Genomic DNA, 13,467 nt, shown 5'->3' with positions numbered 1-13,467 from the left:
CCATGTCGGAACTCCCCCCACGAGCCGCAGGGCCGCACGCGCGGCCCTCGGCGACGCACCCTCCGAGAGCGTCGACGACGGCTCGTTCCGCGTCCTGTTCGTCTGCTCGGGCAACATCTGCCGATCCGCGCTCGCCGAGCAGGTGCTGCGGTCGCGCGTCCGGGCCATCTTCGGCGGCCATGCCGCCGAGGCCGACTCGGTCGTGCGCTTCAGCAGCGCCGGCACGATCGCGGCCGAGGGCCAGCGCATGCCCGAGCAGGCGGCGGAGCTGTCCGTCCGCTACGGCGGGGACCCGAGCGAGCACCAGGCGCGCTTCCTGACGCCCGGCATCATCCACGGCGTCGACCTGGTGCTCACCATGGCGCGCGAGCACCGCAGCGCCGTCGTGCGCGCGGTGCCCCGCGCCAACCGCTTCACCTTCACCATCCGCGAGTTCGCCGCGCTCTTCGAGCACCTCGTCGAGGTGACCGGGGACGAGAAGCACATCGCCTGCGACGGCGACGTGCCGGCGCAGCTCCGGGCGCTCATCCCGCTCGTCGCGGCGCAGCGGGGCGTGACCCTGCCGCCCGCGCACGAGGACGACTACGACGTGGTCGACCCGTACCGCCGCTCCCAGGCCACCTACGACGCCTCGGGCGAGCAGGCCGGCGGCGCCATCGAGTCGATCCTCGAGTCGGTGCGGGCCGTGACCCGCACGGACGCGCCCCGCCTACGGGGCTGACCGCCCGCCCGCCACCGCACACGCGAGCGCACGACGCTCCATCAGACACCACCGGCTCCCGATCGGAGCCGCCTGCCCCGGGGACCAGTGGACACGCAAGAGACACGACGCACGGACGAGGCCCAGGAGGGGTCGCGCTGGCGGGTCGTCTACGCCCGGCGCCTGGCGCTGAGCGACGCGATCGTCATCATCCTCACGACCTTCGGCGTGCAGTTCCTGTGGTTCGGGACGACCGCCGGCACCGTCGACCTCGGCGGCAACGCGCCCGACGTGGCGGTCACCTACACGATGGTCTCCGTCGTGCTGGTCCTCGCCTGGCTCTTCGTCCTCAGCGTCTACAGCACCCGCGACTACCGGATCGTCGGCACGGGCACGCAGGAGTACAAGCAGGTGGCCGACGCCACGCTGCGGCTGTTCGGCATCATCGCCATCGTCGCGTTCCTGGTGAAGATCGACCTGGCCCGCGGCTACATCGTCACCGGCCTCCCGCTCGGCCTCGTGCTCCTGCTGCTGTCCCGCGCGCTCTGGCGCGTGTGGCTGTCGGCGCAGCGCCGCCGCGGCGAGTTCTCGTCGCTGATCCTGCTGGTCGGCTCCCTCGAGAGCACCACCCACACGGCCACGACCCTGGCCCGCGCACCCAAGGCGGGCTACCGCGTGGTGGGCGCGTGCCTGACGGGCGACGCCCGGCCGCAGCGCCTCCCCGGGCTCGACGTGCCCGTCGTCGGCGACGCCGACGACGCCCTCCTGGAGCTCGAGCGCCTCGGCGCCGACACCCTCGTGATCACCTCCAGCGACGAGCTGCCCCCCGAGCGGATCCGCGAGCTCAGCTGGTCGCTCGAGCCCGGCCGCCACCACCTCGTCATGGCGCCCGGCCTCACCGACATCGGCGGCCCCCGCATCCACACGCGCCCCGTCGCCGGCCTCCCGCTCATCCACGTGGAGACGCCGCGCTTCGAGGGCCGGAAGCTGCTCTCCAAGCGGCTGTTCGACATCGTCGTGTCGGGCATCACGCTCGTCGTGCTGAGCCCCGTCTTCCTGATCCTCGCGATCCTCATCAAGGCCACCAGCAAGGGCGACGTCTTCTACAAGCAGGAGCGCATCGGCCTGAACGGCGAGCCGTTCCACATGCTCAAGTTCCGCTCCATGCGCATGAACGCCGACGCGGAGCTGTTCGCGCTGCTGGAGCAGCAGGGCACGGCGGACACCCCGCTGTTCAAGGTCACCGACGACCCCCGCATCACGAAGGTGGGCGGCGTCCTCCGCCGCTACTCCCTGGACGAGCTCCCCCAGTTCCTCAACGTGCTGCTCGGCTCGATGAGCCTCATCGGCCCGCGCCCGCAGCGCGAGGGCGAGGTCGCGCTCTACGACAGCGCGGCGCGCCGACGCCTCCTCATCAAGCCCGGCATGTCCGGCCTCTGGCAGGTCTCCGGCCGGTCGTCGCTGTCGTGGGAGGACGCCATCCGCCTCGACCTGTACTACGTGGAGAACTGGTCGCTCACGGGCGACATCATCATCCTGGCGCGCACGTTCAAGGCGGTCTTCGGCGCGGACGGAGCCGTCTGATGGCGGGGCTGCTGGTCCAGGAGTGGATCGAGAGGTCGGGCGGATCCGAGAAGGTGTTCGACGCCTTCGCGCACGCGTTCCCCGACGCCGACCTCTTCACCCTCTGGAACGACGACCCCGGCCGCTACGGCGACCGGCCCGTGCGGGAGAGCTGGATCGCGCGCACGCCGCTGCGCCGCCGGAAGCCCCTGGCGCTGCCCTTCATGCCGCTCACCTGGAGCTCGCTCGACCTCGGCGCCTACGAGTGGACGCTGTCGAGCTCCCACCTGTTCGCGCACCACCTCGGCCACGGCGACCGCTCCACCCGCCAGCACGTGTACGTGCACAGCCCCGCGCGCTACCTGTGGACGCCGGACCTCGACCAGCGCGGCGCGAACCCGCTCGTCAAGGCCGCCGCCCCGCCGCTCCGCGCCCTCGACCGGCGCCGCGCGCAGGCGTCCCACGCCGAGTTCGCCGCCAACAGCGCGTTCGTGCAGGCACGCATCCGCACCGCGTGGGACGTGGACGCGCAGGTGATCCACCCGCCGGTCGACGCCACCGAGATCCGCGCCACCTCCTCCTGGCAGGACACCCTGACGGGGTCCGACGCCGAGCTCGCGGCCTCGCTGCCGGACGGGTTCCTGCTCGGCGCGAGCCGCTTCGTGCCGTACAAGCGCCTCGACCTCGCCATCCGCGCGGGCGAGGCGGCCGGCGTGCCCGTGGTCCTCGCCGGCTCCGGTCCGCTGGCCGGCGAGCTGCAGGCGCAGGCCGCCGCCGCGCGCGTGCCCGTCACCGTGATCCCGCGGCCCTCGGACGCGCTCCTCTACACGCTGTACCAGCGCTCGCTCGCCTACGTGTTCCCCGCGGTCGAGGACTTCGGGATCATGCCCGTCGAGGCCATGGCCGCGGGCGCCCGTGTGCTGGTCAGCGACGTCGGCGGCGCGACCGAGAGCGTCGTCGACGGCGTCACCGGCGTGCACGTCCACGACTGGGAGGGCCCCGGCCTCGCCGACGCCGTGGCGCGCGCCGCCGCGCTCGACCCGGCCGCGAGCGTCCGCCGCTCGGCCGACTTCGACGCGTCCGTCTTCGAGCGCCGCGTGGCCGGCTGGGTCCGCCACGACGGCGCCCGTCTCGACGGGGCGGCCGCCTGATGCGCCGGCTCGTCGTCAACGAGGCCTACGCGGGGCAGCGGATCACCGGGCAGCAGCGCTACGCGGTCGAGATCGCCCGCGCGCTCGAGGGCCAGAAGGGCGTCACGCGCGCCACGCCCTCGGAGCGCATCGCGTCCTCCGGGGCCCGCAGCTGGCTCTGGGTGCAGACGACGCTCCCCTGGATCACCCGCCAGGACGTCCTCCTGTCGCTCACGAGCCGCGCGCCGCTCGTGCACCGCCGCCATATCGTGGTCGTGCACGACCTCTTCGTGCTCACGAACCCCGAGTGGTACAGCCGCGAGTACGTCGTGACGCACGTGCCGCTGCTGAAGGCGAACCTGCGCGACGCCCGCGTCATCGTCACGGTCAGCGAGCCCGTCGCGGAGCAGGTGCGCGAGCTCGGCCTCTCCAGCGCGCCCGTCGTGGTGGCACCCAATGCGCCGAGCCCCGTGTTCGGGGAGCCGCGCGGCGCCGACGAGCGCGCCCGCGTGCTCGCCAAGTTCGGCGTGACCGACGGCGGGTACCTGCTCGCGGTCGGCAGCATGGACCCGCGCAAGAACCTGAAGCGCCTCTCCGAGGCCTACCTCGCCCTGCCCGAGGAGACCCGGGCCGCGGCGCCCCTCGTGCTCGTCGGCGCGAAGAGCGCCGTCTTCGGCGACGTCGACATGGCGGAGTCCGACGACATCAGGCTGGCCGGGTACGTGACCGACGACGAGCTCGCCGTGCTCTACGCGGCGTCCCGCGGCGTCGTGTTCCCGAGCCTCGCCGAGGGCTTCGGCCTGCCGCTCGTGGAGGCGATGGTCGCCGGCGCGCGGCTCGCGGTCTCCGACATCCCCGTCTTCCACTGGATCTGCGGCGCCGACGCCGACTACTTCTCCCCCGGCGACGTCTCCGCGATCACGGAGGCCCTCGCCCGGCTCGCCGCCGCGCCGCCGCTCGACGAGGAGGAGGCGGACCGCATCCGCCGCGCCGTCACGTCCCGCTTCGACTGGCGCACGAGCGCCCGCACCGTCCACGACGCCTACCAGAGCATCGGGACGCGATGATCCGTCGTCTCGGGCTGCTGCTCCCCACGGGTGCGGCAGGGCTCACGCGCGTGCTCCAGCTGGTGCTGCTCGTGGTCCTCACGCGCCTGTCGGACGGGTCCGCGGGCAACGCGCTCGTCACGGGATTCGCGCTGCTGAGCTCGTTCGCGATCATCACGGACTCGGGGGCGGCGAACTTCCTCCTGTCGCTGCCGCGCACGCGCCTCACCCGGGGCGTGCACGCGCGCGCGGTCGCGTTCCACGCGGGTCTCGGCTCGCTGGGCGCGGCCATCGCCGTCGTCCTCACGGTCGCCGCGGCCACGACGATCCCCGGCGAGGCCGTGCTGGTGCTCGTCGCCCTCGGCGTCAGCCAGGTGCTCGACTCGCTCACCCGCACCATCCGCGCGCCCCTGCTGGTCGGCCGCCGCGACGCCTCCTACGCGTTCCCCGACCTCGCGCTCGTCGTGCTGAAGGCCGTGCCGCTCGTCGTCGCGGTGGTCCTGCCCGAGATCCTCGTGCTGCTCGCCTTCCCGCTGGTGTCCCTCGTCGTGACCGCCGGCACCTGGATCACGGTGCGACGCGACCTCGCGACGACGAGCGACGAGCCGGTGCGCGTGTTCCCCCAGATCCTCGAGTTCGGCCTGTCCGGCTCGCTGAGCGCCCTCTACTCGCAGGCGCCGCTGGTGCTCGGCACGGCGATCCTCGGGGTCGACGCCGTCACGCCGCTCGCGCTCGCCTACCGCGTCGTGCAGCCCCTCGAGGTCGTGCCGGCCACGCTCTCGCAGCAGCTGATCCCCCGCATCCGCGCCGCCGCCCGTCCGGCCCGCGCCTACTGGTGGCGGTTCGCGCTCGGCGGCCTGGTGCTCGCCGGGATCATCGCGCTCCTCCGCGAGCCCGTCGAGCAGGTCTTCGGCGGCGACGCGTTCGACCAGCTGGTCTTCCTCGTGATCCTGCTCTCGGTCGCCCCGAAGTTCGGCAACTACGCGCTCATGGCCTACGCGATGGGCTCGGGCCTCATCCGGGGTGCGGCTCACCGCCACGATCGTCACGGGCGTCGTCGCCGTGGTCCTCACGCTCGTCGCCGCGCTCACCGCCGGCCCCGCCCTCCTCGCCGGCGTCACGCTCGCCAGCGAGCTCGTCCTGAGCGCCGCCATCGGCGCGCTCCTCATCCGCCACCGCAGGAAGGAGGACGCATGAGGACCCTCATCGTCTCCGCCGACCGCACGCTCGCGTCCGGCCACCCCCAGAACCTCGGGGACGCCTTCCTGACCGACGCGCTCTCGGAGCGCCTCCGCCGGGCCGGGCACGAGACCGTGATCGCCGACTTCGGGCAGGCCGCCCGCCGAGACTCCACCGAGGAGCGGGCCCGCGTCTCCGGGGTCCGCGCCCTGGCCGACCTCGTGCGCCGCGTCGACGCGGTCGTCGTGGGCGGCGGCACGCTCCTCGCCGACGACCAGCCGGACCGGCCCTTCGCCGGACTGCCGCGCCTCATGGCGGTCACCGGCCTCATCGCCCGCACGTCGCGGACGCCGCTCGCGGTGTTCGGCGTCGGCGCGGACCCCGTCTCCCGGCGCCGCGCGCGCCTCGCCCTCCGCGGCGGCCTCGACGCCGCGCGCGTCTGGACCCGCGACCCCGACTCCGCGGGCCGAGCCGCCGGCTACTCGAGGGCGCCCGTGCAGGTCGCCGCCGACGTCAGCCTCTTCGCCGCGCCCGAGCTGGCCGAGCTCGCCGCCCCCGCCGACCGCCGCCGCGGCGCGGTCGTCGCGCTCAACGCGAAGCACTCCCCGCAGATGACCCTCGACCACGTCGCCGCCCTCGAGGCCCGGTTCGGCGAGGTCGTCTTCGTCTCGATGGACCAGGGCGACGACTCCGACGCGGGCGCGCTGCACCCCGAGGTGCGCGCCCGCCTCACCACGGAGCCCGGCGACCACGGCTGGCGCCGCGCTGCGGAGCTCATGGCCGACCGCGAGGTGGTCGTCGCCTCTCGTATGCACGCCATGTACCTGGGTACGATGCTGTCGACGCCCGTGGTCGCCGTCGGCGGGGCCACCAAGGTCGGGGCGTTCGTGGCCGAGTTCGCAACGCGCACGGAGCCCGACCTCGACCGGGCGGTCCGCACGGCCATCGCGGGGTCGGCCGACGCCGGCACCGCATCCACCACGGCGACGGCCCTCGTCGCAGCCACAGCCCGCCTGGACGCGGCATTCGAGGAGATGACTTCATGGGTCCGACGTACCGCCTGAGCCGACCCCGGCGGTCTTCGCGGCCGCCGTGGCGCTCACCGTCCTCGCCGCCCTCGGCGGCGTGGCGCTCCTCGGCAACGAGCTGTCCTACCCGTTCATGATCGCGGTGCTCGCGATCCTGCTCGTCGGCGTGCTCGTGAAGGAGACCGTCTCCAACGGCGACCCGCTGACCCCCGGCGGCATCGTCGCGGCGACCGGCCTCCTCCTGTTCGTGCTCCGGCCGCTCACGGTCGCGAACAGCATGGAGACGAGCCCCGGCGCCATCGCCGACACGCGCTTCTTCTCCCCCACGCTGCAGCTCGCGGCGAGCTCGGCGCTCATCGAGGCGCTCATCTTCTTCTCGGCGTTCTACGTCGTCGTACTCACTACTCCGTGGCCCGCGAGGCCCGCCGCGTCGCCCGCGGCGGGGAGGACGCGAAGGCCCTCGAGGCGAACGCCCTCGCCGGCGGGCCCGCGCTCGTCGACGCCGATGCGCAGGTGCGCTGGCAGCGCGTGTTCAACACGTCGGTGTCGCAGGCGCTCGTCGTCGTCTCCGCCGTCGTGGCCCTCGGCCTCCTCGTGTACCTGGTGCTCAGCTCGGGCGGCATCCAGGCCTACACGACGGGCCTCGCCAACCGGAGCGACTTCCTCTCCGGCAAGTCGTTCATCGGCCTCTCCTACATCCCCGTGCAGATCGCGATAGTCTACAACGTGCTCGCGCGCCGGCAGAAGGGCCTCGAGGCCTGGAACTGGGTCAACCTGGTCGCGGTGCTCGTGCTCGTGGTCTGCGCCGGATCCGCCGGAGGCCGCGGCCCGCTCATCATCGGCGTGTTCCTGCCGTTCCTCATCCTCAAGCAGATCGGCCCGAAGCCGTTCCGCTTCCGCAGCATCGCCCTCATCGGCGGCATCACGGCCGTGGTCGCCATGGTCTACTCGATCGTCATCCGCGAGTCCACGTTCGACAACGGCCGCTCGCTCGACCGCCTCACGCAGGACCCGCTGGGCGTGCTGCTCGACCGCCTCACCAGCGGCATCGAGACCCGGCCGTTCGACGTGCTCATCCGCCTCAACGAGGTGGCCGCCGTGCCCGACTTCGTCTACCAGTGGGGTGCGACGTACGCGGCCGTGCCGGCCTGGTTCATCCCCCGCGGGCTCTGGGCGGACAAGCCCTTCGGCGGCGGCAACACGTGGTTCACGTCCACGTACGTGCCCCGCTTCTACGGCGTCAACCGCGTCGAGACGAGCCTCTCGGCCATCGGCGAGGCGTTCAGCAACTTCGGCATCCCCGGGGTCGTCGCCGTCGGCGCGCTCCTCGGCCTCGTGGCGAGCCTCTTCATCCGCGCGCGCATGCGCCGCCGCGGCCTCCTCGGCGCCGCGATCGCGGTCGTCGTGACCCCGTACCTCTTCTCCCTCATCCGCGGCGACGCGTACCAGGGCATGTCGACGAGCATCGCGTCGCTCGTGATCCTCGTCGTGTTCTTCTGGATCGCCTCCACGCGCAAGCAGGTCACCGGCCCGCTCAGCGCGCCGGTCCCCGTGGTCGACGAGAACGCGTCGGCCGCCGAGCGCGAGCGCGCGCTCGTCGGCGCGGGCGTGGGCACGGGAACCGGCACCGGCTTCGGCCCGGGCTCCGGCTCGGGTCCCGCGGACGAGGCGCGTCCCGCGATCGGCAACGGCCGGGCGTTCCCGGCCGGCCGGCCGGCCGTGACCTGGACGCCGGAGCGGTGACGGGCATCGACGGCATCCTCCCCCCGTCCGACGCCGGCGACGGCTCCCGCAGCCGCCGCGACCACCGTGGCGCCTCCCGCGCCCGGCGCCCGCTCTGGAAGCGCAAGCGCCTCTGGATCCCCGTGGGCGTCCTCGGCGTCGCCGTCGTCGGCACCGCGGTCTCCGCCGCGCTGATCCTGCCGCGCGTCGACACGGTCCAGGGCGAGCTGCGCTCTGCGCTGCCGCTCTCCGACCAGGTGCAGGCGGCGCTCCTCGCGGGCGACGTCGACGCGGCGAAGGCCGGCGCCGCCGAGCTCCGCGACCACACCGCGAAGGCCGCCGAGGCCGCCGACGACGGCGTGCTCGCCGCGTACGAGTGGGTGCCCTTCGCCGGCCCGAACATCCACGCCGCGCGCGTGCTGGCCGGCACCACCGACCGGCTCGCCACCGACGTCGTCACCCCCGCCACCGAGGTGTCGCTCTCCGCGTTCACGCCCGTCCTCGGGCGCATCGACCTCGACGGGATCCGCTCCCTCGGGCAGACCGTCGACACCGCGTCCGACGGGCTCGCCGGCGCCCGCGCCGAGCTCGAGACCATCGACCGCGACGCGCTCTGGGCGCAGGTCGCGAACGACGTCGACCTCATGGACGACACGCTCACGAGCACCGAGGAGACGGCGAGCACCTTCCGCGAGGTGACCGGCATGCTGCCCGCCCTCCTCGGCGCCGACGGCTCCCGCAACTACCTGCTCATGTTCCAGAACAACGCCGAGGTGCGCTCCACCGGCGGCAATCCCGCGGCGCTGGTGCTGCTGACCGTCGAGGACGGCAGCGTCCGGATCGCGAAGCAGGCCTCGAGCAACGACTTCCCGCGGAACGTGCGGCAGGGCGACGTGCCGGACGAGACCGTCCGCCTCGTGGAGCCGCGCTCCGACCGGTTCGAGCAGAACATCACGATGTTCCCGGACTTCCCGACCTCGGGCGCCCTCGCCAAGTCGTACTGGGAGCGCTACATCGGCGACCGGGTCGACGGCGTGCTGTCGTTCGACCCGATCGCGCTCAGCTACCTCCTGGAGGCCACCGGCCCCATCACGCTCGCCACGGGCGACGAGCTGAACGCGGAGAACGCGGTGCCCACCCTCCTCGGCGCCGTCTACAGCCAGTACCCCGACTACCTCGCGCAGGACCGCTACTTCGCGAGCGCCGCCAGCACGATCTTCGCGAAGCTCGTGACCGACACCCCGCCCGTGGTGCCCCTCGTCACCGCGCTCGACCGTGCCATCGACGAGCGGCGCCTGCTCATGTGGAGCACGGTGCCGGAGGAGCAGGCCCTCATCGAGGGCGGCCCCCTGAGCGGCGCGCTGCCGGACGACAACTCCGAGCAGACGTCCATCGGCCTCTACTTCAACGACATCGGCTCCGGATCGAAGATGAGCTACTACCTGCGCTCCGGGTCCCGGATCCAGGCGGAGACGTGCGGCGACACGACCACGTACACGGTGTCGGTCGACATGACGAGCATCGCGCCGCTGGACGCCGCCACCAGCCTGCCGCGCTACGTCACGGGCCTCGACGGCCAGGCCAAGGGCCGGCAGTTCGACGACCTGCTCGTCTACGGTCCGGTCGGCTCCACCGTCACGGGCTGGTCCACCGAGGCCGACCTCACCACCGAGGAGGCCCGCGGCACCGACATGGGGCGCGGCATGATCCGCATCCGCACCGAGCTCGCGCCGCAGGACACGAAGACCGTCGACGTCACCTTCACCATGCCCGCGTCCGACGACGCCGGGCCGCTCGAGGTGCGGCACACGCCCCTCGTGCGGCCCCTGGAGTCGGACATCACGCAGGTCCCCTGCTCCACGGGCGGCTGATCCGCCGTCCGACCCGCGGGCGACGGCGCCCGCACCACCGCCCCGGATGGGGGCTTCGTCCCCGTCCGCGCTCCCCGTAGGCTCGACGAGCCGTCGGGGGACGCACCGCCCCCGCACGCCCGCCCGCCGCCCCCGCGGATGACACCAGGCCGAGAGCACACGTTGACACCCAGCACCACCACCCCGCCCCGCCGGGCGCACCGCGTCCGCCGCTGGATCGTGCGCACCCTCCTCGCGCTCCTCGTGCTGCTGCTCGCGTGGCTGCTCGCGGGCATCCCGCTCTTCGTCTTCCCGCCCGCCAGCCAGCCGGCGAAGGCCGACGTGATCTACGTCATCGGCCCGCCCAACCCCACGCGCCGCGACCTCGCGGCGAAGCTCGTGGACGAGGGCTATTCCGACACGGTCGTCTTCTCGGTGCCCACCACGGGCCCGCAGTCGGCCGGCGAGCTGGCCGCCTGCAACGGCGAGTTCCCCTACCCGGTGACGTGCGACACCCCGTCGCCGTTCACCACGCAGGGCGAGGCGCGCTACCTCAAGGAGAAGTCCGAGGAGAACGGCTGGACGAGCGCCATCGTCATCACCTGGACGCCGCACGTCACCCGCACGCAGCTGATCTTCGGCCGCTGCTTCGACGGCGACCTCATGGTCGTCGAGGACCCGGTGGACTTCGACCTCCGCCAGTGGGTCTCGCAGTACACGTACCAGACCGGCGCGTTCGTCAAGGCGCTCGTCACGCCCGGCTGCTGACGCGCCGCGGCGCGCGCGATCCCCGCTCCGCGGCCCGGCGGTCAGCCGGTCGCGGTTGAATGGATGCCATGACCACCGCGATCGGCCCGACGACCGGCGACGACCTCCACCTGATCTCCCTCAACGTGCGCATGCCCTGGAACGGGACGCGCCCGGGCGAGGCGGACCACTGGCCCGAGCGCCAGGAGGTGCTGACCCGGTTCCTGCAGCAGGAGCGCCCCACCGTGCTCGGCGTGCAGGAGGCCCTGTGGCCCCAGGTGCAGGCGATCGAGAAGGCGCTCCCGCCGTCGTACCGGATGGTCGGGCAGGGCCGCGACGGCGGCAGCCACGGGGAGCACGGGGCGATCTTCTTCCAGGCGTCGCGCCTGACGCTCCTCGAGCACGACGTCATGTGGCTGTCCGACACCCCCGACGTGATCGGCAGCATGACGTGGGGCAACCCCCTGCCGCGGATCCTCACCTGGGCCCGCTTCCAGGACGAGGCCACCGGCCTGCCGCTCGTGGTGATGGTCACGCACCTCGACCACGACTCCGCCGAGGCGCGCGACCGCGCCGCCGAGGCCATCGCCGAGCTCGTCCGCACCCGGTTCGCCGGCCTGCCGCTCGCGCTCCTCGGCGACTTCAACGCGGCCGTCGACTCGACGCCGTACGACGCGCTCACGCGCCGCGGGGGCCTCCGCGACTCCTGGCTCGACACCCCGCGGCAGGCGACCCCGGCGTTCGGCACGCGGCCCGAGTACCGGCCGCCGGTCGTCGGCGACCCGCGCATCGACTGGATCCTGGTGAGCGACCGCGTCGACGTCCGCGCCGCCGCCGTGAACGACTTCACCTGGCGCGGCCGGTGGATGAGCGACCACCTGCCCGTGCAGGCGCTCGTGCGCCTGCGCTGACCCCGAGCCGGATCCGCGCGGCGACGTCGGCGTCGTCCGCGGCGCCCGCACCCGCCGTCTCGCGCAGGCGGCGCACGCCCGGGGCTCGTAGCCTGGAGGGATGAGCACCGCACCGAAGGTCTACGCCGTCCACGAGAACCCCGAGTGGTTCGGGCCGTTCGCCGCCGCACTCGACGCCCGCGGCGTGCCCTACGAGGAGTGGCTGCTGACCGACGGGGTGCTGCCGCTCGACGAGACCCCGCCCGAGGGCGTGTTCTGGTCGAGGATCAGCGCGTCGGCGCACACGCGCGACCACGCGCTGTCCAAGGACTACACGCGCGCGCTGATGAGCTGGCTGGAGGCGCACGGGCGCCGCACGGTGAACGGGCGCCGCACCATCGAGCTCGAGGTCAGCAAGGTCGACCAGCTCACCGCGCTCCGCGCCGCCGGCATCGAGGTGCCGCGCACGTGCGCCGTGATCGGCAGCCACCGCATCGTGGAGGCCGCGCGCGACCTGCCCACCCCGTTCATCACGAAGCACAACCAGGGCGGGAAGGGCCTCGGGGTGCGCCGCTTCGAGAGCGTCGACGAGCTGGCCGCCTACGTGGAGGGACCGGACTTCGAGGAGCCGCAGGACGGGATCACCCTGCTGCAGGAGTTCCTCGAGGCCGCGACGCCGCGCGTGACGCGGGTCGAGATCGTGGGCGGCCGGTTCGTCTACGCCATCCAGGCCGACACCGCCCGGGGCGGCTACCAGCTCTGCCCGGCGGACGCGTGCGAGATCGATCCCGCCACCGGCGCCCTCGTGATGCCGCCCGGGGCCACCATCGCGCAGCAGCCGGGCGACACGATCTTCTCGCTCCGGGAGGACGTGACCGCGGAGCACCCGCTGGTCGAGCGGTACGTCGCGTTCCTCGCGGGGCTCGGGGTGGAGGTCGCCGGGATCGAGTTCATCGAGACGGTCGACGGGCGACTCGTGACCTACGACGTGAACACGAACACGAACTACAACGCGGGCGTCGAGCGCGCCGCCGAGCGCTCCGGGCCGGGCGCCGTCGCCGAGCTGCTCGAGCGCGTGCTGCGGGAGACGTACCCGGAGGCCTGATCCGCGGTGCGGGACGGCGGGCCGCCGGGCGGGTTCGCCGGGCGGGGCCGCCGGGTCAGGCCGCGGGTCCGCCGTCCTCCGGGGCGATGGCGGAGGTGGCCGCGCCCTGGTCCTCGGCGATGCGGGTGTGGTGGTGGATGACCTCGGCCACGATGAATCCGAGGAACTTCTCCGCGAAGGCCGGGTCGAGGCGCGACTCCTCGGCGAGCGCCCGGAGGCGGAGGATCTGGCGGCGCTCGCGCTCCGGATCCGCCGCCGGCAGCCCGTGCGCGGCCTTCAGCCGGCCGACCGACTGCGTGAACTTGAACCGCTCCGCGAGCAGGTGCACGAGGGCGGCGTCGATGTTGTCGATGCTGCCGCGGATGTCGGCCAGCTCGTCGAGGGCGGCACGGGCGTCGTCGTCGAGGGGCGCCCCTGCGGGGCCGGTGTTCTCAGGCATGGACCGACCCTACCGATGCGGACCTGGGACGACGGAGGCGGGCGCACCGGGTGGGTGCGCCCGCCTCG

Annotated in this window: 12 protein-coding genes; 10 read left to right on the top strand and 2 right to left on the bottom strand. The window is 73.5% G+C overall.

Going from position 1 to position 13,467, the window contains the following annotated elements; genetic code table 11:
- Window positions 1-94: 94 nt before the first annotated feature.
- From ACZ411_RS14140 to ACZ411_RS14120, 5 genes are all read left to right on the top strand, one after another.
- Window positions 95-721: an arsenate reductase/protein-tyrosine-phosphatase family protein gene (locus ACZ411_RS14140; protein WP_464171339.1), complete on the top strand. Its 627-nt coding sequence runs from the start codon at window positions 95-97 to the stop codon at window positions 719-721.
- A gap of 87 nt (window positions 722-808) precedes the next feature.
- Window positions 809-2,284: a sugar transferase gene (locus tag ACZ411_RS14135; RefSeq protein WP_104290371.1), complete on the top strand. Its 1,476-nt coding sequence runs from the start codon at window positions 809-811 to the stop codon at window positions 2,282-2,284.
- Window positions 2,284-3,414, top strand: coding sequence for a glycosyltransferase (locus tag ACZ411_RS14130; RefSeq protein ID WP_104290372.1), 1,131 nt, complete (start codon window positions 2,284-2,286; stop codon window positions 3,412-3,414). The genes ACZ411_RS14135 and ACZ411_RS14130 overlap by 1 nt, the downstream gene beginning before the upstream one ends.
- Entirely contained in the window at window positions 3,414-4,460 is a 1,047-nt protein-coding gene (locus tag ACZ411_RS14125) for a glycosyltransferase family 4 protein (RefSeq protein WP_258071823.1), read from the top strand. Before ACZ411_RS14130 ends, ACZ411_RS14125 begins: the two co-directional genes overlap by 1 nt.
- The gene (locus ACZ411_RS14120) at window positions 4,457-6,682 is read left to right on the top strand and encodes a polysaccharide pyruvyl transferase family protein (protein ID WP_464171286.1); all 2,226 of its coding nucleotides are present in this window, start codon (window positions 4,457-4,459) and stop codon (window positions 6,680-6,682) included. The genes ACZ411_RS14125 and ACZ411_RS14120 overlap by 4 nt, the downstream gene beginning before the upstream one ends.
- Window positions 6,683-6,769: 87 nt before the next feature.
- Here ACZ411_RS14120 and ACZ411_RS14115 read toward each other — a convergent pair whose 3' ends face one another.
- Window positions 6,770-7,015: a hypothetical protein gene (locus tag ACZ411_RS14115; protein ID WP_464171285.1), complete on the bottom strand. Its 246-nt coding sequence runs from the start codon at window positions 7,013-7,015 to the stop codon at window positions 6,770-6,772.
- 39 nt (window positions 7,016-7,054) lie between these two features.
- Here ACZ411_RS14115 and ACZ411_RS14110 point away from each other — a divergent pair, with 39 nt between their 5' ends.
- The 5 genes from ACZ411_RS14110 (at window position 7,055) to ACZ411_RS14090 (ending at window position 12,960) form a co-directional block, all read left to right on the top strand.
- Window positions 7,055-8,389: an O-antigen polymerase gene (locus ACZ411_RS14110; RefSeq protein ID WP_464171284.1), complete on the top strand. Its 1,335-nt coding sequence runs from the start codon at window positions 7,055-7,057 to the stop codon at window positions 8,387-8,389.
- Entirely contained in the window at window positions 8,386-10,239 is a 1,854-nt protein-coding gene (locus tag ACZ411_RS14105; protein WP_464171283.1) for a DUF4012 domain-containing protein, read from the top strand. Before ACZ411_RS14110 ends, ACZ411_RS14105 begins: the two co-directional genes overlap by 4 nt.
- Before the next feature lie 162 nt (window positions 10,240-10,401).
- Window positions 10,402-10,986, top strand: coding sequence for a YdcF family protein (locus ACZ411_RS14100; RefSeq protein WP_094115154.1), 585 nt, complete (start codon window positions 10,402-10,404; stop codon window positions 10,984-10,986).
- A 68-nt stretch (window positions 10,987-11,054) separates the two neighbouring features.
- Window positions 11,055-11,876: an endonuclease/exonuclease/phosphatase family protein gene (locus ACZ411_RS14095; protein ID WP_262404007.1), complete on the top strand. Its 822-nt coding sequence runs from the start codon at window positions 11,055-11,057 to the stop codon at window positions 11,874-11,876.
- 100 nt (window positions 11,877-11,976) lie between these two features.
- Window positions 11,977-12,960, top strand: a complete 984-nt coding sequence (locus ACZ411_RS14090) for an ATP-grasp domain-containing protein (RefSeq protein WP_464171282.1) — start codon at window positions 11,977-11,979, stop codon at window positions 12,958-12,960.
- 55 nt (window positions 12,961-13,015) lie between these two features.
- On the opposite strand, the gene ACZ411_RS14085 is transcribed toward ACZ411_RS14090, so the two are convergent.
- The gene (locus ACZ411_RS14085) at window positions 13,016-13,399 is read right to left on the bottom strand and encodes a chorismate mutase (protein ID WP_094115151.1); all 384 of its coding nucleotides are present in this window, start codon (window positions 13,397-13,399) and stop codon (window positions 13,016-13,018) included.
- Between the last annotated feature and the right edge of the window lie 68 nt (window positions 13,400-13,467).

The organism is Clavibacter sp. AC415, assembly GCF_979252985.1.
This window is presented reverse-complemented; position numbering and strand designations above follow the sequence as displayed.